Raw genomic sequence first — 23499 nt, forward strand, 5'->3', positions numbered from 1 at the left:
GGATTGGGAATAATAGGCAGAGGGGTATTGTATGAGGAACAAGAGTGGGATTTTGGTCGTGGGTTGTCTTGGTTTTATTGGCATATTGGTGGTAATTGCAATTATTACGGCAGCCGTGGTGTGGGGACAACGGGGGACAGCCATTGCGTTGGATGAGCAAATTATGTCACAACATGTGGCGAATAAGTCCAACTACGATAACATGTGGAAACGGTTCAAAGAAATGGCGCAAGTCACTGATATGCAAGCTGATGATATCAAAAAAGTATATACCGACCTCATTTCAGGTCGTTACACGAATACACAAGCACTTTTCCAAGTGATACAAGAGCAGAACCCGCAAATGAGCAGCACTTTGTATACGAAACTGCAAAATGAAGTTTCTTCGGCGCGGACCGAGTTTGACCGGAATCAAAAGAAAATTGCTGATCAAGTCCGTGAGTATAACACGCATATTCGGAAGCATGTGCTGATGAACGCTATTTTCCATTTTGAAACCATGGATGCCGAGAAGTTTATTATTACTTCGGATCGTACGAGCGATGCGTATCAAACAGGCAAAGATAACGAAGTGAAACTGAGGTAAGCACATGGCGTATTGGTCAGCGTTTTTTCTCGTTTTGATTGTTGGTTTTGCCACTGAGCTCGTAACGGGACGCAAATGGTGGAGATATGTGGGGATATCGCTGTTGGCCGCCACCCTATTTGCTGGTGTAGTAGCTGGTGATTTTTATGTGAGGACGGTCGATACAGAGGTCTGGTCGGGGAGCGTGACGAACTGGGAGCACACGGAAGAGTGGGACGAGTGGATTCCAGGCAAGAAAGAATGTTCCACGGATGCTAACGGCCGCAAGAGCTGTACCCAAAATCCGGGGCACTACGAGCACCACAAGGCGAAAAACAAGATTAAAACCTCGGACAACGGATGGTTTGAAGTGGACGAGTCCATGAACGGGAGAACTAGGTTTAATGATCGCTCCCCCAACACGACAGCCGAATTAGCCAAATATTTTCCGTTGGGGACGCCTTCAGCATCTGTTCATTTGTATGTGAATAAGGTGAGAGGTTCTTACAGTCTTTTTAAACATGACGACATTGATCTAAAAGATTACCCCGACCTGCCAGGGTATCCGAGCCATGTATCTGAGTTGCTTCATGTCGATAGGATTGTAGGCGCTGTGCCGAATGGTCTGCAAGCCTTGCAAGCATTGGCGGCGTGGAATACCGAGCTGAACAAAGCGGTGCCTGACCCTGAGAATCCGGGGGAGACCAAGTCGTGGAAACAAGTCAATTTAATTTTTGTGAATGTGGGGACGGATCTGCCGCAAGAATACGGTTATGCTCTTCAGGATAAATGGAAGAACGGCAATAAGAACGATTTTGTCGTTAGCTTCAGCCCGTCAACGGATGGTTCGATGAGGTGGGTGCATGCTTTCTCCTGGAGTGAAGTAGATATGCTCAAGCTTGAAGTTCAGGACTACATGATGGCGCAGGGGTTTGGCAAAGATTTTGTGCCGATTGTGGACCATGTGGCCAAGATGGTGGCAGACCAATTTGTGAGAAAGCAATTTGCTGACTTTAACTATTTGCAAATTGAAGTAAGCGAAACCTCGACTTACATCATTTGGGGACTTGAGATGACGCTGCTTGCCTTTTATATGTACAAAAGGATTAGAACCTCCCTTCATCGTCGACGGAAATTAACATATGATTATTGATAAGAGCGTTCTCCCACCGGATGGTGAGAGGGCGCTTTTTCTGAATTTACTTTTTTGCATGAAACGTTTCAACAAGGCCCGTATTAGTCGTATAATTAATCTGTTTACAAATAGGAGATGGGACAGCCCAACCTCAACTACTCTACGATAAGGGCGTGAGTTCATTTGCGATTTACTTCCAAAGATTCTGTGTTGAGTCATCCATCGTTCAATTATTTCTGGATTTCGCGTATGTTTTCCTCTTCTTCTTTTCAGATGCTATCTGTTGCGATCGGATGGCAAATGTATGACTTGACCCACGATGCGTTCAGTCTCGGCTTTGTCGGGTTAGCTCAGTTTGTGCCGATGGTGCTGCTTACCTTCGTGGTAGGGCAAGTGGCGGACCGCTTCGACCGTCGGAGGATTGTCTTCATCTGTCAGTTCATCGAGGCCTTGATTGCCGTGCTGCTGCTGTTGGGCAACCTGAATGACTGGCTCGGACGAGAAGAAATTCTTGTGGCAGCTGCCATTCTCGGTGCTTGTCGCGCCTTTGAAGGGCCCACTTCCTCTGCGCTGCTCCCGCAGTTGGTCCCCAAATCCATCATGCAGCAGGCGATCGCCTGGAGCACGTCCGTCGGACAAACGTCGCAAATTATAGGACCATCGCTCGGCGGCTTGCTTTTCGCGATAGGGCCCACTTTTGTATACAGCACAGCGACAATTGCCTTGCTCGGTGCTGGCATCCTAACGTTCTTGATTCGTATGACGCCTATCGAACGTAAATTCGAGCCGGTCACCATGCGTTCTGTGTTCATGGGGTTAACGTTTATTTATCGCAAACCGATCATTCTCGGGACGATTTCTCTGGATCTATTTGCTGTTTTATTAGGCGGAGCGACAGCTCTATTGCCAATCTTTGCGCAGGATATTTTGCATACGGGACCTGTGGGACTGGGGCTTATGCGAACCTCACCGGCAATTGGTGCCTTATTGATGTCAGTCGTGTTGGCCTATTTTCCACTGCAAAAGTCAGTCGGACTTAAGCTCTTTGGGGCACTCGCTGTTTTTGGACTTGCAACGATGCTATTCGCCATCTCGACGAACCTGATCGTATCGTTATTCGCTCTATTCCTCGTGGGTGCTTCGGACGTAGTCAGCGTCGTGATCAGGTCATCCCTTGTGCAGCTGCAAACGCCAGACGAGATGCGAGGCAGGGTTAACGCCGTGAATTCACTATTCATTGGGACATCCAATCAGCTGGGAGAGTTCGAATCGGGCATCGTGGCTGGGTTCATCGGCGCTGCTCCGGCCGCGCTCGTCGGTGGCATAGGGACACTTGCTGTTGCAGGCCTGTGGATGTATCTGTTTCCGTCGCTTCGGAGGCTGCGGTCTTTATCGGGAAGTTAGAATAGAAGAAGGGAGTTGAGCCCTGTGGAAATGACATATTTGAGGACATTTCGTGAAGTGGCGAAGTATGGCAGTTATACGCGAGCCGCGGAAACGCTGGGCTATGCGCAATCCAGTATAACGGCGCAGATCCAGAAATTGGAGGAATCTTACGGCGCTGTTCTCTTGGAACGATTCGGACGGACGATGAAATTGACAATGGCCGGAGAAGCGCTGCTGCAATATGCAAACGAGATTTATCGTTTACATGAAGAATCCAAAGAAGTTGTATCCCAGCAATCCAAGGGGACGCTTGCGATTGGAACCATTGAGACGTTGGCCGCTTTCTATCTACCACCCCATCTTCAGGCGTATCGACGCCAATATCCGGACGTCAACATTGTCATTCATCCAGGGAACGAGCCTTTCATTATCGAATCAGTTAAAGAAGGGGCTGTGGATATTGGGATTATATTGGACCCGCCATTTACAGATCCAGAGCTAGACAGCACCATTTTGAGAGAAGAACCATTAGTCATTATTGCAAGTCCTGATCATAAATTAGCTGGGCAAACCGAAGTCCATGTGGAAGATCTAGCGCACGAATCCCTCATCCTGACCGAAGATGGCTGTACGTACCGAGCGATGCTCCTGAAAGTGTTGAAAGGTAATCAAGTGAGCTACAATTTATCCTACGAATTCGGCAATCTCGAAGCAATCAAGCAGTGTGTAACCTACGGGCTTGGCATTGCCTTGTTGCCGCGAATTGCTGTCGCCGAGGAACTTCGCAAAGGCCAGATCGTCGCAATACCATTCATTCATCCCGAGTGTAAGTTCTATACACAATTGATTATCGCCAAGAAAAAATGGAGATCGAAAGCCTATCTTGGTTTTCTAGAGATACTCGGTGGTGCTAACTAACTATCGAAATGAGTGAAGTCTAGTATCGATTTCTATCGATAACTCCAGTGTCGGTTCCTGTGTTACATTAACATCAAGAAATCGACAAACCCACTGGAGGCAACCCAAATGACCATTCCAACGAATAAATCACTCGTTCTCGAGATACCTGCCGCATCACCGGAGCTTACTCATCGTCATTATATGAATAAGCTTTCCGTGGAAACGGATGTTGCGGATGTGCGTTATGATATGCAACATGGCTTCAATGATTTTTTGCTCATCGATGTTCGCAGCACTAAAGCATACGGAGAATGTCACGTACCCGGTGCGATTAACCTACCTTCCAACCAGATCAACGAAGAGACGACTGCTTCATTCGCAAAAGAACAAACAATCGTCGTTTACTGCTGGGGACCTGCTTGCAACGGTGGAACCAAAGGAGCAGCTCGACTCTCTGGTCTCGGGTTTAAGGTGAAAGAGATGCTCGGAGGCATGGAGTACTGGAGGAAGGAAGGGAACAATGTAGAGGGAACGCTCGGCGAGACGGCTCCATTGATCGGTTAATGCTGTGAACAGCCTCTATTCAAGTCCCTTCTTACCGGGCATCCAAAAGGGCTTCGCTTTAATTTGACGATTCTCCCATTGGTGATGCATTTTCATATAGTTACGCATCTCGACACAAACCCGTCCATCGCCTCCCACATAGAGCATGCCCTTACCTTGTGCTTGTTTCATGATTAGCTCTAGTTGTTCCGTCAACGACTGTACAGGGTTTGCAGGCAAGTTATAGAAGGTGAGGGGAGATGTTCCATCCAAATCGGTGAAAAAATCTTGTTTATGATCGGCATAAATGAGGCTAAATACCTTTTTGTGTGGAGGGATTTGGCGATGGATTTCATACAAATGGGCTAATGAGGAGATGTCTCCGATAAGGATATAGTAATCAGGGGATTCATCATACACAAAATTTCCTTTAGGTCCTGTGAAATGAACGGTATCACCATTTTGTAGACGCTTAGCCCAACTTGCCCCAGATCCTGAGGAAAATGTGCAAGCCGCTATTTCAATGACTTGAGATGCCGTATCATAACGCCAGACGGAATAGGTTCGGATCATGTCGGTTAGTTTAACGGATTGATCAGCACCTACCAATACGCGCAGAAACTCTCCTGGCGTATAGGAAAGGCCTTTGGCCTGCTGTAGCTGAAGTGAAATTCTAAACGTATGCTCAGCAATTTGTTGCTTTTGAATGACGGTAGCCTTATGTGAAATGCGTTTACCCAAGTTTTCTAAAATCCCCATAGGAACAACCCCTTCAGCCGAATGGCATATTCAGCAAATTTTTCTGATCCAGATCTTTCAAAACCCACTTTTGGCCGCACGATTGTGCAAGCCTTCGGTGGGTTTTTCACTGCTTTAGAACAATCCGAATCGTTTTTTGCACGTATTTTTACGTCGAGGATCAAGAAGTTCAGTAACGCCTGCTTTGTCTAGCTTTTTGTATAATGCTTCGGCACCATGATTAAGTTTATAGTCCATTTCTTCACTATAAAGTGGAGTTAAGCTGAAGAAATGAACTTCTTTGTCTGGCGAGATGGTTAATGTGAAGAACTCATTAATTTGCTGCACGATGGAAGGAATCGTTAGCATCATGCCCATCAGCTTCGTGTTGCTTGCATAAGGTTCAGCAGGATTGTTATTGGGAATGGTGTGAGCAGTATACAGCCACGTATTGTATTCGTGTGGAAGTCTTGCTAGCGTTTTTAAGCTGCGGATCGGCCAATAATTTTCTTCTTTTTGCATGCTTTCGTTTGATAGCTGCCAATCTGCAGGAAGACAGATCAAAAGTTCGGCATAGCGGAAGGCTTCCGCTCCTTGTGGGACCGTCATGGGTAAGTTGCTCATGCCGGAGGTTACCAATGTGATGTAATTGCGCTCCTTAGTCGGAGCTACGTAAAGGATGTCAATATGAACCAAGTCGGAGATGATTTCATGGAATACGGATTGGATCGGTCCGATGTACGTCTCCACATGCTGAGAAATGAGTTCGATTGAAGCTTCATTCCCTTGGGCGAATGTGAAAGGTCGATCTGTTGCTTGATGGCGATATATGGTGCTGCCGCCTGAGGATTGCTCTTTAGTAGTCATTTGGACTCCTTCTGGAATGTAGAAATTGAGATTAAGTTAACTATATCGGTATTTGTTGTAATTGGGAATATTTAGTTTGATTTAGAGTGTGATCAGCACATTAACAAAATAAAAATGATTGCCTGCATGACGTTTTACAATGCTGTTGTACAATAATTGGACCCGCCATACGTATAGGAAGGGACGGTGGAGCCAAGATGCTGCGGAGATGGTGGCCAGTGCTTCTAAAGGGCTTACTCGTGGCCGTCATTTTGTATTTTGCCAAGAGAAGCTTAGCGCTAGAGCCGGCGGACTTACTAACGTTTCTGATGGATGCAGATTATCGTTTTTATGTATCTATGGTCCTTTTCACCGTGTTTTTAATACTGCAAGCGAGCATTTGGGTGCTTATTGTCAATGCCGTTGGAGCAAGAACGGACAGTCCTACAAGACTGGATCTATTATTAGGTCTGACTATGTTTATTAACTCGCAATTCGCCAAGTACATACCAGGTGGCTTCTGGAATTATGCGGGCCGCATTGTACTCGCCACAAGGGCTGGTGTATCACTGGGTACGCAGTTTGCCGCCATCCTATACGAAAACGTTCTCTTAGTGTCCGCGGCGCTTTCGTATGCACTTTTACTTGCTTTTAGCCTAGACGTTGTATCAATTCCTGTTTGCATATTCATTGTTGTTATTGCCGGTGTAGCCTATAGGTATTATTCAAGGATTACAGCTTGGTTAGGCCGAGTATTCGCTCACATTTCTCGATGGAAGGTACTCCATAGGCTGCTACAGCGATTCACTAATTCCGCCTATACCCTGTCGAGTAGCAGCGCGGGTGCCATCTTGTCCCGCAATCAATTTTTTAGTTATTTTTGTTGTTTTCTAGGCAGTCATTTCGTGATGGGAATCGCCTTCTGGATGTTGTCAAATAGCTTCGGAGCTGGCCGAATTAGCGTATTGTATGCGGCAGGTACGTTCGCCACTTCTTGGCTGCTCGGATTGTTAAGTCCACTTCCTGGCGGGCTTGGTGTTAGGGAGGGCTTCTTGGTTTACTTTTTATCGCACAAGCTAGGTGCGGAGGCCGCACTGAACATTTCGATCCTAGCAAGGATATGGAATATGATGGCTGAAATTACATTTTGGGTCGTGATTCAAATGGCCAACAGACTAGTTCGAAAGGTGAGAAGCTATGAATCGTAAAAAAGTCGTGCTTGTAGCTGGTGTTTTCCCTCCTGGAATTGGTGGTATGCAAAGTTATTACTACAACCTTTCTAAGCATACGAAACATGAGATTACAGTTCTCGCTCCAGCGTATCCAGGCAGCGAAGCTTTCGATGGTCAGCAATCCTTTCGAACGGTGCGTGGGGCATTCATGCGTAATGAGCGTGCGCACATTCTGAGCTGGGGGCGACTTTTTCGGCATGTGAGAAAAATGATGGTGGAAGAGCCTGATGTTACGGTCTACGGATATGTGCTAATTGGTATCATCGGTCTGTTGTTTCGGGTTTTTGGCAAACGACGTTATGTCATTTCCACGCATGGGATGGATATGCTGATGTTTCGTCGATTTATCGGCCTAAATCAAATCGTGAAGCTCATATTGGTTCATGCAGACGGTGTGTTGACGAATAGTATATTTACCAGAAAATTGGTAGAAGATTATGGCGTCGATCCTTCACGTATTCGTCTTGTACATCCTGGTGTGGAGGCTGTTTTTGACCAGAGATCTGCAAATGTGGAACTGATCCGACGCCATGGGCTTGAAGATAAGTACGTCATTTTATCCGTCGGTCGACTTGTCACTAGGAAGGGACAGGATCGCGTCATAGAGGCCATGCCCGAAATCCTAAAGCATATTCCCAATGCAGTGTATGTCATTGTCGGAGATGGTCCCGATCGTGCACGACTTGAACACATTGTACAGGTGAATGGCGTCTCAGATGCGGTTATTTTCATTGGTAGTATCAGCGGAAGTGAGAGTTTGAATGACTATTACAACATGGCAGATCAGTTTATTATGGTGTGTCGAGAGCTGGAGAAGGGGGATGCCGAAGGTTTCGGGATCGTCTACTTGGAAGCAGCCTCGGCAGGAGTGCCGGTTATAGCTGGAAGGTCCGGCGGAGCTCTGGAGGCGGTGCTTGACGGGGTGACGGGGCTGCTCGTTAATCCAGATTCACATACGGAAATTATAGAAAGCGTTCTCCAATTGGCCCAAGATCATGCGCTTAGAGATCGCTTGATCACAGCTGGCTATAAACGTGCGAAGACAGGGTTCCAGTATGAAGTCCTCGCGGAGATATTTGATCAATACGTGGAAGAGCTGTGTGCAAGCCCGCGGGCCAACAACAGCAAGCTAGTTAGGAAACGGCCTCGTATGAAGCAGGATATCCGGTAAAGGTTACAAAAAAAGGCTAGAAATCACCTCGAAGGTGGCTTCTAGCCTTTATTAATTTCATTAGACCGTAACAGGCATCAATTGTTCCTCATCGTGACTATCTTGCTTTTTTCGAGTGAGAAAATAAACGCTGGTTAGTATCAAAGCGGCTACCAAGTAGATACTCAGGTAACCCACTTGATGCCACATCTCCGCATACTGACCACTGGAAATGACGTACCGGAAACCTTGAATAGCATAAGTCATCGGCAGCCAAGGATGCAGAGCTTGCGCCCAATCAGGCAATAGCTCTAGCGGATAAGTTCCCGCACTTGATGCTAACTGTAGAATCATCAGCAGCAATACGACGAATCGACCAGGTTGATCGAGCCATGTGACCAGCATTTGAATGATCAGCATGAAAGTTAGGCCAACGACGAAGGTGAAGACATAAAACAAGGGAATGCTCTGTACCTTCAAGTCTAAGACATAAGTGAGAACGGTCGTTGCAATCAATGCTTGGAAAATACTCATCAAACTAAAGGTTAAAAGCTTGCTGACCAGCAACCGGAACCCGTGAGCACCTGTAGTGAACGTGCTTCTAGCTGCGTAGATCGTTGTGAACACGAGCGAACCTGCAAATAACGCCATGGATATGAAATAAGGGGCAATGCCATTGGCATAGATCGACACCTTACGGTCGTCATTAGCTGTAATCTTAACGGGCTCTGCCAGCATTTTGATCGTGTTGTCATCAGCTTTGACCGCGGCTGTCTGCGCCGCGGCATCGTTTAATTTCGATGCTAGCTGACCGCTGCCATCGACCAATTTCGCTGCACCTGTGTCAAGCGCAGTCGCACCCTCATTCAGCTGCGCGGCGCCACTTGCCACTTTATGAATGCCTGCTGTCATTTGCGTCATGCCGCTTGCCAGATCTCCGGCTCCTGTGCTGACTTGCGCCGCGCCGCTTTGCAGCTTGGTGGCGCCCGCAGCTAGCTGCGGCAAGTTGGCGTTAAAGGCGTGCAGGCCATCTGCAAGCTGCTGCCCGCCCGTTTGTAGTTGAGTTGCTCCAGCAACTAATTGCTTTTGACTGTCGCGGAGCTTCTCAGCGCCAGTGACGAGCTTTTCTGTGCCAGAGGCCACGGACTGGCTGCCTGTGAGCAGCTTCGACTCCGCATCATGCAACTTTTTGTTGCCTTCTGCGACTTCTTTGCTGGCTGCGATGAGCTTGGTCATTGTCGCATTGGAAGCCAAATCAGGATGCGCTGCGACGAAGGCTTCAAGACCAGTGGCGACCTGTGCGGAGCCATCTTCCAGCTTATTGCTGGCACTTACAGCTGATGTAAGGCCATCGACGACTTGCGTGCTGCCTTTGGCGGAAGCGGCAAGCCCAGAGGCCAATTGCTCAGCGCCGGTTTGGGAGGCTTGTAGCCCTGTTACCAAGGAAGAAGTGCCTGCTGCTGCTTTCTGAGCACCTTGCTCCAGCTGAGCGCCTGCGTCTTGCAATTGGTTGGCGCCGCTCGCTAGAGAAGCGGCTCCCTTGCTAACTTCCGATGCGCCTGAGCTAAGGGAAGCGGCTCCTTTTTGAAGTAAACCAGCGCTGTCGTCCAATTGTTTGGTGCCATCCGCTAGGATGACCAAGTTGGATTTGACTTGATGAATCCCGTCGCTTAAGGTTTGAGCCCCTGCCTGGAGATCGGAGGCTCCTTTGCCTGCTTCGCTGAGCCCATTTGAAATCGTTTCGAATTCAGAAAGAATGCTTGTAGAGTAAGCTTCCGTCAATGTGTGAGAAAGCTTGTTTTTTAATTCTTTTGTCGCGCTTTCCCCAATCTGACCAGCAACAAAGTTGTAATAACTGTTGGATTCGAAAATGATCTCTGCCTGCTTCGGTGTCGAGCTTGTAATCGAAGCGGCGTCTGTTGAAAATGAAGGCGGAACAGTAATCGTGGCATAATAATGGTTATTTCTCATCCCAAGTGCGGCTTCCTCTGCACTCATGAATCCCCACGCAAATGAGCTGTTTTTCTTCAATTCATCGATGAATTCATTGCCCACATTGCGGGATTCGCCTTCAAAATCAGCGCCTTGATCCATATTGACCACAGCGATTGGAAGTTTCTCCAATTGGCCGTAAGGGTCCCAAGTGCCTTTCAGTAAGAATCCGCTATATAAAATAGGAACTAAGGCAACAGCTATAAAGGTAATGATCATCATGGGGTTCTTAATAAATCGGCGAAATTCACCTGCGAATACTTGAAAAATGTTGTTTTTTTTCAATGGTAATGCTCCTTTCAAGATAGAATAAATAAACACAATCGTCGTAGAAAGACGATGCGGTCGGTTAATGTGAGTGATATTCGTCGTTAATGATGTTCCCTTAATCCAAACAATTATTCGAAAGAATAAGTTTCATTGAAGTGGTTTCGGCAAGGTTGAGATAGTTACTATATAATACCACTATCATATGATAAAATATATTTAAGTTTAATTTATTTGACTAAACAAAAAGTTAAGGATGAGCTATTTTGAATATCATACAACTTCAATATTTCATTGACTCGGCGGAATCAGGTTCGTTCACCGAAACGGCCAAAAAGCATGGGATTACCGTTCCAGCCGTAAGTCAGTCCATTAGCCAGCTAGAACTTGAATTAGAAGTTACGTTGTTTACTCGTTCCAAAAAAGGCATCGCACTTACACAGGATGGGTTTAAAGCTAGGCAATATGCACGTACCATACTGACGAATGTGCGGAATATGAGAAATGAGCTCTCCCAATCCAAATCCATCAATACAGGGAATATTGTGATTGCCACGATTCCTGGCATGGTTTCATTAGTAACAGATACCACGATTACTTTTATGGGGATCTATCCGCATATTAATGTGCAACTTTTGGAGGGCGATAATACAGCGGTGATGAATCAGGTGATGAAAGGGGAAGCGGACATGGGGTTCGTCTCTTTGTCGCGCGAGAGTCAGAACGATTCGTTCACGTGGGAGCCTGTGATTCGCGGGGAAGCCGTCATTGTCGTGAATAAACAATCCCCTCTGCGATTTTTAACTGCGATAACTGGCTCTGAGTTACATAATGAAGTATTCGTTATTTATAAAGATGCTTATATAGAAAGAATTGCAGCGGAGTTAATTTCCGGAGATTCAGGCAATCGAATTGCCCTGACAACCAATAACACGCAAGCCATCATGCAAATGGTTAGCCGCGGCAATGCGATTACCATTGCGACGGACTACATCGTGAATACTATGCCAGAGAAATTCAAGAACGGGGTCGTCTCGATACCGATTGGCACATATAAAAAATACCCGAACTACCTATGGCGTATTACAAAGAAGGATGTTGAAGTGTCCGCGGTAATTAAGGAGTATACGCAGCAGTTGTTTGCTAATTTGGAGTGAGGGGATGCGCCCCAAACGTAATCACTACATTCCCCTTCTTACGCCCTGTATCCACATAGCTGTGAGCTTCAGCCATCTTTTCGAGTGGATAGCGTCTATCAATTACGGCTTTCACGTGACCTGCCTCAAAAAGCTTCCCGAGAAAAGCCAGATTCTCTTTCTTTTGCTGTAAGCCCGCGGCTGTGAACTTGGCTTTTTTGCTGCTAAGCTTGGATGTCCATAACATCTGAAGCATGATGCCCAGTGATGGAACGGTAGTGAGATAGACGCCTTTGGCAGATAGCGAGTCTTTACATTGTGTGAATGAACGTTTGCCTATCGCATCGAAAATAACATCATACGACTGACCGCTTTTTGTAAAATCCTCCTGCGTATAGTCAATAACCCGATCAGCCCCCAACGATTTCACGAATGCGGCATTCGTGGAACTGCACACACCTGTCACCTCAGCACCGAAGTACTTCGCCAGTTGTACCGCGTAAGCCCCTACGGATCCGGAGGCGCCGTTGATCAAGATCTTTTGCCCCCGTTTAAGTTGGGCTGTATCACGGAGGAAGATCAATGCTGTTAAGGCACCGTCACAGAGGCCCGCAGCCTCTTCAAAGCTCGCATTAACTGGCAGACTAGCCATTGTGGCAGCTTCTGGCAGACATACGTACTCCGCATAGGCACCGAAACTAGTCGGACTAATACCGGAAACGCGGTCGCCGGCTCGAAAGGCCGTTACGCTTTTACCCACTGCGTCAATTTCACCTGCGAACTCGACGCCGAGTATCGTATGTTTGGGCTTGCGTAGACCATACATCAAACGGATGATAAAAGGATCAGCCTTGCGAAAAGCACAATCCGAAGGAGTGACAATAGCCGCGTGCAGTTTAATCCGCACTTCATTGTCCTTAGGTTCTGGCAGATCTACCTGTCTCAGCAGAAGAACCTCGGGTTTTCCGTACTTTGAACATACAATCGCTCTCATTCGTTTCCCTCCTGAATGGGTTGTTATTAGCCGATCTCATAACTGCTCTTCCTCAATAAAGAAAACATCCTCCAACGGTAACTTGAAGACCTGTGCAATACGAAAAGCTAATTCCAAAGAAGGGGAGTATTTACCCTGTTCGAGAGCGACGATCGTTTGCCTGGTTACCCCAACTTTATCTGCTAGTTGTTGTTGTGTCATTTCATCATGGTTAAATCGTAATTTCCGTATGTGATTGCTGAACAGACTTTTGCCCATCTTAAACTCCCTTCCGATAATGGTAGAGCCGCGTGAATACATTGGCCATTTCTGACATGAATCCTGAGAAGATAAGAATGATAAACATCGTGGTAGGCGTCATATCCAACACGAGCGACCCCATCGCTAGGAGAAAACCAAGCGTAAAGACATAATGCGAATTTCTTGTCGCTTTCAAATCAATGAGTTTATCAAGTTCATCCGAGAAAGAAGGCTCCACTTCTTTAGTTGTAATGCGATAAATGATATTGAAGATGATCGCAATGATGATTTTGGCAACAATGGAGACTGGTATTAAGATTAAGATGGCTGCCGCCCAGAAGTGAAAGGTTTCCGTTGTATCCATGCTCGTATCTTGAACCTTTTGAAAGATATACCAACAATAGAAACCAAAAATGAACACCGTGCTTATAAATGAGACGATATGCTTTTTCTCTTGATAGGACATTTCTTTGGTGCCTCCTGTATGCTCATTTTTACCTTTAGTAAAATACTCTATACACAATGTAGCGTATACTATACATTAAGTCAACTGTACAATACACTATTTATAAAAAAATGTCGTGAAGCTAAACATGATATAATCAGCCTAGAATGAATGATGCAGGTCAAAGGGGATAGCTATGAGTGTAATCCGTTTGGAGAACGTGATAAAGAAATATGAGGACGCGATGATTTTTCGCGATATTTATTTTAAAGTAAGTCAAGGTGAGCGAATCGGTTTGATTGGACGGAATGGTGCCGGGAAATCGACGGTGTTTAGACTAATCATGGGAAAAGAAGAGCCAACGTCAGGCAAGGTAGAGATAGATCCTCAGGTTAAAATAGGGTACTTCTCGCAATTCTCAGAAATGACCGGAAGTTTGTCCGTTCAGCAAGAGTTGGAAATGTGTTTTGAGCAGGTTGCACTGATTGAACGCGAGTTGCAAGAAGTTGGTGAAAAGCTCGGTACCGTCACAGATGACGGCGAGATGGATAAGCTTTTGACGCGGCAGGCGGAACTATTTGAGCAAATGGAGCATCTAGATGGGTGGAACGTATCTGTTGAAATTAACACCGTTCTTACCAAGCTTGGATTCAATGAGCGGTCGCGATATCAACCTGTTGATGAGTTGTCCGGCGGCTGGAGAAACCGTGCGGCGCTTGCCAAAATGCTTATAGAGCAACCCGATGTTGTCCTGTTGGACGAGCCGACGAATTACTTGGATATTGAAGGGATTGCTTGGTTGGAGCAGTGGCTGTATCGGTTCAAAGGTGCGATGGTGCTGATTTCCCATGATCGGGAATTTATCGATAAGGTGGTCACGCAAGTGATCGAGATCGAGAACTATCGTTTTCAAGAGTATGAGGGCAATTACACGGATTATATTCGCAAAAAGAAGATGCGCAAAAAGGAGCTCGACCGCCAATTTGAGTGGGAAGAAGAGCTGCTCCTCATGGAGTCGGAGGCTATTGATAGCCGCGCAAGCAAGAAAATGTCCAAGGACCGTCTCTCACGTCAACTGGCAGATAACAAGAAACGGATCGAGCCTCACCCCGTCAACGTGCTGATCACGGATATTTATGAGCGTCTACGGTTTCCGGACAAGCTGTGCGAGGTGAAAGGTATCGGGCAGACCTACGAGGGTCGGACCATCTTTGAGAACGTCAGCTTCGATATTCAAAAGGAAGACCGCCTAGTCGTCGTAGGCCCGAACGGAAGCGGGAAATCCACGCTCATTAAGGTGCTTACGGGACAGGAGAAGTCGGAGTCCGGCGAGGTGATCTGGGAGAAAGGCGTCAGCTACGCGTATTTTAACCGGATGTGGGAAGAGCTTAATCCGAAGGATACCGTTAGCCATGCGGTGAATACGTACGGCCTCGGACTGGATGCGCCGCGGAAAAAGGTGAATAAATTCCTCGCCATGCTGCAATTCTCGGAGATGGACCTCAGCAAGTTTATTGGCAACTTGTCTGGTGGTCAGAAGGCACGGGTCGCGCTTGCCAAATGTCTTCTCTCCGGCGCTGCGGTCATCATCTTGGATGAGCCGACGAATCATCTTGATCTCATGAGTATTCAAGTTATGGAGCAGGCGTTGATTCATTTCCCAGGAGCGGTCATTACAGTGAGTCACGATCGGTTCTTTATTGATAAAATCGGTACGAAAATGCTGACATTTGATCCGGCAACGGGTGTCACTCAGCAGAATTTATAGGGAGGAAAAGTTGGTATGGAACAGTTTACAGTCGTCAAAAGCATTTGGATTCAGGCTTCGCTGGAGCGTGCATGGCAAGCGGTGACGGAAGGCGAGCAGCTAACGGAGTGGTACTCGCCAGGCTCGCCATGGGACGTTGCCGAGCTTTCGCCGGGAGCTGAGGTCTACTTTCACCATGTACCGAATGAGTACCACGAAGGGACGGAGGTTGTAACTTTGCGAGCGACCATCGAGGCAGTTGAACTGCAGCAACGCTTCGCGTTGCGTTGGGAGTTCAGTGTGCCGGATTATGAGATGATCACGACATTTCTCACCGCGGCGGAAGGCGACGGCACACGTGTAACGATCACCGAGACGGGGTATGAGACCCAAGAGCAGGCGAAGCCGACCGAAGAAGGGTATGCGATGTCATTGGACAATTTGAAAGCTTACTTGGAGGGGCATGAATTGCCGTATTAGAAAGCGTGAGCCTCAGCATCTGGAGTTTGGAGTCATTAGCTGTAAAAAACGCAGTTAATTTTAAGGCTAGTTGTCAAAAACGGAAGAATGCGAAGAATTAACTGTACGTTTTCCATCTATTCAAAATAAATAGCTGATTCATGTCAAAATAGATGAAGTTTTTCAAGTTATTGGTTTATGAGATGTGATAGTGCGGCTGATATACATTGTTATTGTACCACCGACATGCTGACTTTCTGTCTGGCGACAGGGGGCAGAAAGCCTCATTTACAGGCAAATTTATTAATTCCAACAAAACCGATAGGAATTAATTAAAAAATGATTGACATAACTATCAATGCCATTTAAGATATGTTTACATTGAGATTCACACATGTCGTATGTATCTCAACAGAATATCGAATGTGATCTACTGGACAGCCAGAGATTCAACGGGAGCAGATGTAATCGCTCTTTGTTGTGTCTCTTTTTTTTATCTTCAAAACAACTAGAAGGAGGATGGCAGCGAAGAGGCAAGTCGGCACGATGGCAACTGTACACATGAAACCTAAGAGGAAAGGGATGTTCAAACATGGCTAACATTGGACTATCAAAATTTAAATTATTGGCAATACTCGCAGCGATTGCTGTACTTATTGTCATCTATGCGGTCACCGTATCCGCTTCGAAGAGCACGGATAATAATGGAACGAATGCTGTTGTGACTACAACAACACAAGCTCCTTCGGCAACACCGAAAGTGGAGATCCCGTCTCAAGCTGCGGTAGCCGCAGTTGCTGAAGTTAAGCCGCAAGCAGCTGCAACACCAGCTGTGGAAGCGACACAGACGCAAGTTGCTGCTGCAACACCGGCAGCGACAACTGCGCCTACAACGAACACTGCGGCAACCACTGCCGTGAATACAAAAGCGCCTGAAGTTAAGACAGCAGCAGTAACTACTGCGACTGAAACGAAAAAAGCAGAAGTCGTCACAAAAGCGGAAGAGCCTAAACCAACGGCTGAACCTGTGAAGAAAGAAGAGCCTAAAGCTGCCGTGGCTGAGACTCCACAACCTGCTCAAGTGAAGCCAGCAGCTACACCGGCACCTGCCAAAGCGGCTGCAACTCCTGCGCCTGCTGCACAAGATGAAGAGAACTGCGACATCGAAGAAGAGGGTTGCTAATCGGAGCCATACACTAACGAAACTAACACAGAGGAGAATACCATGACTAAATCATCGACTACGAATAAAGCCTTAACGCTGCTTCTGGCTGCTACGCTAGTTTTACCTTTTTTACATACGAACCAAGCAAGTGCCGCAGCATCATCAACGCCATCAGCACCACTCAACAGCACTTATACAAGTTATTTCAATCAAAAATATGATAATCTCGTTGACGATAAGAACGTTTTTAAAACAACAACCTATCATGAACTTGATTATTTGCTAGACTCCGAAGGAACCTATGTATTCCTATTCGGTGGTTCCTGGAGTAAAGATACACAAGCTGTTGTTGGATACATAAACGAGGTGGCACAAGCGAAGGGAATCAAGTCCGTCTATAACTTTGATACGCGGTTAGATGGTGCAAACCCTGCTACAGATATCGCTGATTCCGCCAACAATCCAATCTCGAGACGTTATGTCGATCTGGTTAATAAGTATTTAACGAATCTCAGCACACAAATCGAGGGTTCGGAAAGTGTCACTTACAGCAATGATGTGACGTCAGGCAAAGCGCCTAACCTCGTTACGAAAACCCTGACAGGAACAGCTCAAAAGATTCAAACCCCGTACTTGTTCGTGTACAACAAAAATAACAAAAATGGCGCAGCCAACGCTCCAATTATTTCTTCGGTAGAGGGAATCGACGCACTTTTAACCAATGGTGTTGTGGATAATGCCAAAGTGGATGCGTATAAAGCCAAAGTTAGCGCGGCATTTGATGCTGTTCCAGCTAATCTGAAAGCTGGCTTGCAAGCCGATCAAAATAACAACAACTATATTGCCTCCTCTTATAACGAATTCGCGGGAGAAACGATTTTTGGTGAAGCAGATAAAGACATCGTGCTTGATCCAGTAACTTATGACGAGCTTAATGGAGTGTTGAAAAGCGAAGGGAACTATGTTTTCCTATTCGGATGCTCTTGGTGCCCTAATACACGGGCAGTTGCGAAGTATGTCAATGAATATGCGAAGAAATACAATGTAACCAAAGTGTACAACTGGGATACGAAGCTGGACGGAGGCATTGGCGGTACGCCAGATGTGCCTGTAGGAACGGATAGCAGCAATTTCCTTCAAATCCGTGCAACTGGTGCTCTATTTTCCGATCGATACGTAGATCTGGTTAATACCTACTTAACGAATATCGAAACTCTTTATGCAAAAGCAAGCAATAACGTCAGCTACAAGGACGCGAATGGCGTTGATCATGTAGCTAACAAGCTGCAAGTGCCTTACTTCTTTATTTACAATAAGGATCATAAAGATGCGCAAGGCAAACCAGCCCCAATTCTTGATCATGTTGAGTTAATGTACACATGGAAAGATATTCAACCTGATTATGAACTGAATGGTAAAAAAGGTGTCAATTACAACAACTACATTGAGGCGCTAGATCGTGCCTTCTCAGAACTGCAAGGTGCGGCTGATCAAGCAGCTCCAACAGGACTGACAGGAAAAGCTCCGAAGTCAGATACAAGCAAAGATGGCCAAATTAGCGGTACGTCTACAGCTCTTGAGTACAAACGTGCAGAAGACAAAGCTTATGCACCAGTAACGGGTACGTCCCTTACAGGACTTACGCAAGGTACTTATTACGTGAGGACTGCAGCTAAAGCTGGCTTCAAGCCAAGTCCATCCACGATCATCGACTTGAATTTGGAACAATCAGCAGCACCTACAGGTCTTGGCACTGCAGCAGCAACGACTTCGTTGAGTCTTGATGGAAAAATCACAGGCACAACTGCGCTGTTGGAATATAAACTTGCGGGAACAACCAAATACACAGCAGCCAAAGCCACAGAAACGACAGGATTATCCACCGGTAAATATCAAGTTAGATATGCAGCCAAATATGGGTATAACCCAAGTCCAGCAACGGATGTTGCTATTACTTACACGAAATCTGCCTTTGTAGATGTGCCAGAGTCAGCGTGGCATCATCAAGCGATTAACTTCCTAGCAGCCAATAAGATTGCTGGCGGCACAGACGAGACTCATTTTAGTCCGAATGACAAGCTGACAAGAGGACAGTTCATTACGCTCCTATTAAAAGCATACGGCATAGCGCCGGAAGAGAACGCGAAAGACAATTTCGCGGATGCAGGTAACACATATTACACGCCTTATTTGGCGGCTGCTAAACGTCTGAACATCGCAGGTGGTGTTGGCGACAACCAATTCGCGCCGAATCAAAGCATCTCTCGTGAGGAGCTGTTCACACTATTACATCGCTCGTTAGGTGTATTGAATAAGCTTCCAAAAGGGAATGGGGCAGCTACATTGTCTAGTTTCACGGATGCGGGCCAAATCGCAGGATTTGCACAAGAGGCATTCAAGTCACTTGTTGAGAGCGGGATCCTAACAGGGGATAACGCTAAGCTTAACCCGCAAAACCTATCCACAAGAGCTGAAGCCGCTCAAGTGTTATACAACTTACTTAAATAAGAGGTGAAATGGGTAGCCGCAAGGCTGCCCATTTTGGTTAAAACGAACAGGGGAGGAGAGGCGATTTGGATTTCATCTTGGCATTTTCAGCGGGGCTGCTTTCATTCATATCCCCATGTGTTCTTCCGCTCATTCCTGTGTATTTCAGCTATATTGTAGGCTCCTCTATACCTGATATGGTTACAAATAAAGGGAAGAGTCATGTTGTCTATAAATCCTTATTCTTTATATTGGGATTCTCCCTCGAGTTTATAGGTTTAGGTATTTCCGTAAGCTCGATCAGCAAATTATTTACGTCCAATTTATCGATTTTCAGGCAGATTGGCGGCGTGGTTATCATCCTATTCGGACTTCATATGACAGGGATATTTAAGATTAAATGGTTGTATTCCGAAAAAAGGTTCTTAACCAGCGGCCCATCTGTGAAAAGAACAGGTCCGTTCCTGGTAGGAATGGCCTTCGCAGTCGGATGGACACCGTGTATTGGACCGATGCTCTCTACGATTCTCATCTATGCAGGCAGCATGGAAACCATCCAAAAGGGAGTCCTGCTGCTCACGGCCTATTCACTAGGTATGGCGATGCCTTTTGTGCTTTCGGCTTTTTTAGTTGAACATTTATCCCGATTGTTGAAAAAGGTGTTCAAATACTTGCCCATTTTCTCCGTTATCAGCGGCATCATTATGATCTTTATGGGCGTTCTTGTTTTCACGAATCGGATGGAGACGATTAATCAATCCCTTTCCTTTTTAACCAGCTCCTATAGCATTAGTGAAGAGGCGGTGGTGCAAACTTCCAACTTGCAGACGGTGGATGCGAATACGGAGAGCGCAGAGGGGGCGACAGCGCCCAATACGCTATTACTCGATGCTCAGGAGCGGGAGAATGCGATTGATTTCACCGTAACAGATTTACATGGGCAGCGGGTCACCTTAAGCGATCTGAAAGGCAAGAACGTGTATATCAACTTCTGGGCGACTTGGTGCAAATGGTGTATCAAAGAAATGCCGGACATGGAGAAGGTCTATCACGATTACAAAGATGACAATATCGTCATGCTGGCTATTGATGTCGGAGAAAGTCATGAAAAGGTAAGCGATTATCTGAAAGAACATCCTTATTCCTTCCGTGTGCTGCTCGATCCGGATAAAAAGGTTACCCAAGCGTACAAACTTCGATCCATTCCGGTTTCTATTTTTGTAGATAAGCAGGGACGAGTTGCCTACAACCGAGTAGGCACATTAACGGAAGATCAGATGCGGACAGTTATTAAGGGATTGCTGGCTGAGTAGGATTTTCATTGAATAGGAACACTTGATCCCATCTATATGTGCGTGATACAATTTTAGGAAATAGATGAGGGACGGTGGGCACGCAATATGAAAATTCAATTAGAAGGTATCACCATGTTATCGACAGATGTTGCACGACTAGCTCGTTTTTATCATGATGTGCTTGGCTTTCGAATTGTGGTGGAAGAAGCGGCGTATGTTGAATTTGAAAATAACGGCGTCCGTTTAGCGATCTGCTCGACTCCGCTTATGGCGGATAATACGAATGATCATCCTTCATTTCTGGAAGAGCGCAGAGGGCAAGCCTACGAGTTCAATTTTCAATGTGACTCACCAGAAGAAGTGGGAGCACTATATCGGGAGTATGTTTCGAAAGGGGCTACTGCGATTATGGAGCCAAAAGCAAAGTCATGGGGACACGTAACAGCCTTTTTTGCTGATCCGGATGGGAATATTCATTCGCTTTTTGCGGTTAATCCTGAATCAGTGTAAGACAAAGAACGCATCAGGATGGTTCCTAATGTAAGCAGCAATGCCATGTTGAGTGGTCTCCCTAGCTTCTAATAAAGCTGCATAGAGCGGTCTGACCTCAGACAACAGATCGGCATCTTGTTCAAGATCCGTTGTAGATATATCGAAGGTAGCCATATTCCTCGGGTGATTTCTTTGCTTCAGAAGCGACTCCATGCGCTCGACAAGAGGCAACGTGCAGCTGTCTTCGAAAAAGCGCAGCGCGCTTTGAATTCCAGCCCATTTTGCCGGCTGAGCTAGGAAATAGGCACTCCACCAATAGAAATCAGCCTGTGATTTGATGGCATGGGTATAATAGGTCCAGAAAGCAAACAGGGCTTGTTGGTCTGGCGTAAGCTCTTGATATAGTCCCGAGGTGAAATCTTCGCCTCGGGATTGAATTTCTTTATAGGCGAGGATGAGTGGTTGAAAACAGGCCATTATAAGTGCCTTGTCTTCTATAAGCGGAAGCGTATCGTGGCTCATTTTTACTTTTATAACAACATCACTCCTTTACTCCTATTATACTTGCGAATCCCAACGCGAATGAACATTTCCGCGATGAGTAAATTCGGCAGCCAACAGATCCAAGCAATGACGCCGAATGTGTCATTCGTATCCGTAAGGCCCCAGAATACAGCGGCTAACGGTGTCAGGATACGAAGCGAGATCGCTGCGCAGGACAACGCGTAATTTCGTAACATCCATTGACCGTGTACGCGTGGGTTGCGATCAGCAATGATGCTCCTAAGGCTTTGGTAAAGTGTGTACAACCACATGAGAGATAGGGCTGCAAAACCAAGCTGAGCACTCAAGCCACCGCTAGTGTAATAAGCCATGTAGAGACCTGTCGAACCTGCTGCTGTAATCATCGTTGCATAGACATAGCCAATCGCGCGATGAATATTCGGGGTTCGGAGGCGAATCCTCTTTATGAATTGCAGCCAACCAATGCCGAGCGCTACACCACCAGAAACCGCATGGACCCAAAGCACGGTATACCAGAGATCAGGCATGGTACCTTTTTCCGTAACGAAACCTTGATCTTTGATATCGTCTGGGTTGCCATAGAGTAACAAAGCATAAGCCGCGATCCCAACGGCTAGAAAAGCGAGAATGCCAAACACCCAATTCCGTCTTCTTCTTCGGTTTCTTTTCACTTTGCATCCCTCGCAGCTCATCGAATTCTTGTTAATTCGATCTTACCACTTAGGAAGTTATTTCCAGAAGAGACCAAGGTCGGAACGTGTGCTCCTCCTGAAGTCGGGGATTGGATTAGCCAACTCTCTAGGCTAAATCCAACTCCAAAACCACCGGACAATGATCGCTCCCTAGAATATCACAGGCAATTGATGCCTCCGTAATCATAGGTGCTAATCGAGCAGATGCGAGGAAATAGTCAATACGCCAGCCCACATTCCGTGCACGAACGCCTGGCATATTGGACCACCATGAGTATACATCTGTTCGCTCTGGATACAAGTGTCGGAACGTATCAAGGAAGCCTGCCGCCAGCAAATCCGTCATTTTGCCACGCTCTTCGAGGGTGAAGCCGGAATTGTTGTGGTTGCCCTTGGCATTTTTTAAATCGATTTCATGATGGGCCACATTCAAATCACCGCACACCAAGACAGGCTTCGCTGCATCTAGTCCGACTAAATAGTCGCGAAAGCGATCTTCCCATTCTAGCCGGTAAGGCAGCCTTGATAAATCGCGCTTCGCATTCGGGGTATACACTGTTACGAGATAGAAGTTCTCGAATTCTAGGGTCAGGATACGACCTTCCGGCTCAGAATCTTCTTCAATACCGTAACGGACAGAAAGAGGCTCCACTTTGGAGAAAACAGCCGTGCCGGAATACCCCTTTTTCTCTGCATAGTTCCAATATTGCTTATAGCCCTCTCCTAGTTCGAGGTCGATCTGCCCCTCTTGCAGCTTTGTTTCCTGTAAGCAGAAGAGATCCGCATCAACCTCTTTAAAGTACTCCAAAAATCCTTTATTCACACAGGCTCTCAAGCCGTTAACATTCCAAGATACTAGTTTCATAATCGGTACTCCTTACTCTCCATGTATGATAATTATCATCTAGCAACCAGTGTATCATATGTTCGCGTCATAGTTCTCTTCTAATTAAGCTTCTAACGCTCGTCGCCTATCGCTCAATATAAGAGAATGCCACACTCATTCATCAGGATTATTGATTTAATATCCCTTTCAGCAGGTGTTATACTTTACTTATCCAACTAAAC

The 23499-nt window shown here is 46.3% G+C and carries 23 protein-coding genes; 14 read left to right on the forward strand and 9 right to left on the reverse strand.

The window, feature by feature from the left end:
* The first annotated feature begins 31 nt into the window (after positions 1-31).
* From J2736_RS27880 to J2736_RS27900, 5 genes are all read left to right on the forward strand, one after another.
* On the forward strand, positions 32-586 hold the full coding sequence (locus J2736_RS27880) for a hypothetical protein (protein WP_310501852.1): 555 nt from the start codon (positions 32-34) through the stop codon (positions 584-586).
* A gap of 4 nt (positions 587-590) precedes the next feature.
* Positions 591-1718, forward strand: a complete 1128-nt coding sequence (locus J2736_RS27885; protein WP_310501853.1) for a hypothetical protein — start codon at positions 591-593, stop codon at positions 1716-1718.
* 165 nt (positions 1719-1883) lie between these two features.
* Entirely contained in the window at positions 1884-3104 is a 1221-nt protein-coding gene (locus tag J2736_RS27890; RefSeq protein WP_310501854.1) for an MFS transporter, read from the forward strand.
* Positions 3105-3128: 24 nt separating this feature from the next.
* The gene (locus tag J2736_RS27895; RefSeq protein ID WP_310501855.1) at positions 3129-4004 is read left to right on the forward strand and encodes a LysR family transcriptional regulator; all 876 of its coding nucleotides are present in this window, start codon (positions 3129-3131) and stop codon (positions 4002-4004) included.
* A 108-nt stretch (positions 4005-4112) separates the two neighbouring features.
* Positions 4113-4550: a rhodanese-like domain-containing protein gene (locus tag J2736_RS27900; protein WP_310501856.1), complete on the forward strand. Its 438-nt coding sequence runs from the start codon at positions 4113-4115 to the stop codon at positions 4548-4550.
* A gap of 15 nt (positions 4551-4565) precedes the next feature.
* Here the strand turns inward: J2736_RS27900 and J2736_RS27905 are convergent, their stop codons facing one another.
* Together J2736_RS27905 and J2736_RS27910 are read right to left on the reverse strand one after the other, a co-directional pair.
* Positions 4566-5288 carry a siderophore-interacting protein gene (locus J2736_RS27905; protein WP_310501857.1) on the reverse strand — a complete coding sequence of 241 codons (723 nt, stop codon included), beginning with the start codon at positions 5286-5288 and terminating at the stop codon, positions 4566-4568.
* A 114-nt stretch (positions 5289-5402) separates the two neighbouring features.
* On the reverse strand, positions 5403-6134 hold the full coding sequence (locus J2736_RS27910) for a suppressor of fused domain protein (RefSeq protein ID WP_310501858.1): 732 nt from the start codon (positions 6132-6134) through the stop codon (positions 5403-5405).
* A gap of 197 nt (positions 6135-6331) precedes the next feature.
* Here J2736_RS27910 and J2736_RS27915 point away from each other — a divergent pair, with 197 nt between their 5' ends.
* Complete coding sequence (locus J2736_RS27915) at positions 6332-7321, forward strand: flippase-like domain-containing protein (RefSeq protein ID WP_310501859.1); 990 nt, start codon at positions 6332-6334, stop codon at positions 7319-7321.
* Positions 7311-8516, forward strand: a complete 1206-nt coding sequence (locus J2736_RS27920; protein WP_310501860.1) for a glycosyltransferase family 4 protein — start codon at positions 7311-7313, stop codon at positions 8514-8516. The genes J2736_RS27915 and J2736_RS27920 overlap by 11 nt, the downstream gene beginning before the upstream one ends.
* 60 nt (positions 8517-8576) lie before the next feature.
* Here J2736_RS27920 and J2736_RS27925 read toward each other — a convergent pair whose 3' ends face one another.
* Positions 8577-10772, reverse strand: a complete 2196-nt coding sequence (locus J2736_RS27925; RefSeq protein ID WP_310501861.1) for a YhgE/Pip domain-containing protein — start codon at positions 10770-10772, stop codon at positions 8577-8579.
* Positions 10773-11020: 248 nt separating this feature from the next.
* On the opposite strand from J2736_RS27925, the gene J2736_RS27930 reads away from it, so the two are divergent.
* Complete coding sequence (locus J2736_RS27930) at positions 11021-11911, forward strand: LysR family transcriptional regulator (protein WP_310501862.1); 891 nt, start codon at positions 11021-11023, stop codon at positions 11909-11911.
* Here J2736_RS27930 and J2736_RS27935 read toward each other — a convergent pair.
* The 3 genes from J2736_RS27935 to J2736_RS27945 are packed head-to-tail and all read right to left on the reverse strand — an operon-like array spanning position 11898 to position 13590.
* Complete coding sequence (locus J2736_RS27935) at positions 11898-12884, reverse strand: NAD(P)-dependent alcohol dehydrogenase (protein WP_310501863.1); 987 nt, start codon at positions 12882-12884, stop codon at positions 11898-11900. The genes J2736_RS27930 and J2736_RS27935 overlap by 14 nt on opposite strands.
* 36 nt (positions 12885-12920) lie before the next feature.
* Positions 12921-13142, reverse strand: a complete 222-nt coding sequence (locus tag J2736_RS27940) for a helix-turn-helix transcriptional regulator (protein WP_310501864.1) — start codon at positions 13140-13142, stop codon at positions 12921-12923.
* Position 13143: 1 nt separating this feature from the next.
* Positions 13144-13590, reverse strand: coding sequence for a hypothetical protein (locus J2736_RS27945; protein ID WP_310501865.1), 447 nt, complete (start codon positions 13588-13590; stop codon positions 13144-13146).
* A gap of 175 nt (positions 13591-13765) precedes the next feature.
* Here J2736_RS27945 and J2736_RS27950 point away from each other — a divergent pair, with 175 nt between their 5' ends.
* The 6 genes from J2736_RS27950 (at position 13766) to J2736_RS27975 (ending at position 21232) form a co-directional block, all read left to right on the forward strand.
* Positions 13766-15337: an ABC-F family ATP-binding cassette domain-containing protein gene (locus tag J2736_RS27950; protein ID WP_310501866.1), complete on the forward strand. Its 1572-nt coding sequence runs from the start codon at positions 13766-13768 to the stop codon at positions 15335-15337.
* A 15-nt stretch (positions 15338-15352) separates the two neighbouring features.
* On the forward strand, positions 15353-15796 hold the full coding sequence (locus tag J2736_RS27955) for an SRPBCC family protein (protein ID WP_310501867.1): 444 nt from the start codon (positions 15353-15355) through the stop codon (positions 15794-15796).
* 571 nt (positions 15797-16367) lie between these two features.
* Positions 16368-16958, forward strand: coding sequence for a hypothetical protein (locus tag J2736_RS27960; RefSeq protein ID WP_310501868.1), 591 nt, complete (start codon positions 16368-16370; stop codon positions 16956-16958).
* Between the two features lie 42 nt (positions 16959-17000).
* Positions 17001-19448 carry an S-layer homology domain-containing protein gene (locus J2736_RS27965; protein ID WP_310501869.1) on the forward strand — a complete coding sequence of 816 codons (2448 nt, stop codon included), beginning with the start codon at positions 17001-17003 and terminating at the stop codon, positions 19446-19448.
* 65 nt (positions 19449-19513) lie between these two features.
* Positions 19514-20740, forward strand: a complete 1227-nt coding sequence (locus J2736_RS27970; RefSeq protein ID WP_310501870.1) for a redoxin domain-containing protein — start codon at positions 19514-19516, stop codon at positions 20738-20740.
* Positions 20741-20827: 87 nt separating this feature from the next.
* A complete protein-coding gene (locus tag J2736_RS27975) occupies positions 20828-21232 on the forward strand; it encodes a VOC family protein (RefSeq protein WP_310501871.1) in 405 nt (134 codons plus the stop codon).
* Here the strand turns inward: J2736_RS27975 and J2736_RS27980 are convergent.
* From J2736_RS27980 to J2736_RS27990, 3 genes are all read right to left on the reverse strand, one after another.
* Entirely contained in the window at positions 21224-21736 is a 513-nt protein-coding gene (locus tag J2736_RS27980) for a hypothetical protein (protein WP_310501872.1), read from the reverse strand. The genes J2736_RS27975 and J2736_RS27980 overlap by 9 nt on opposite strands.
* 8 nt (positions 21737-21744) lie before the next feature.
* Positions 21745-22410, reverse strand: a complete 666-nt coding sequence (locus J2736_RS27985) for a DUF2306 domain-containing protein (RefSeq protein WP_310501873.1) — start codon at positions 22408-22410, stop codon at positions 21745-21747.
* Between the two features lie 127 nt (positions 22411-22537).
* Complete coding sequence (locus J2736_RS27990) at positions 22538-23296, reverse strand: exodeoxyribonuclease III (protein WP_310501874.1); 759 nt, start codon at positions 23294-23296, stop codon at positions 22538-22540.
* Positions 23297-23499: the final 203 nt, after the last annotated feature.

It is taken from the genome of Paenibacillus qinlingensis, assembly GCF_031455095.1.
In the GTDB taxonomy this organism is placed as follows: domain Bacteria; phylum Bacillota; class Bacilli; order Paenibacillales; family NBRC-103111; genus Paenibacillus_E; species Paenibacillus_E qinlingensis_A.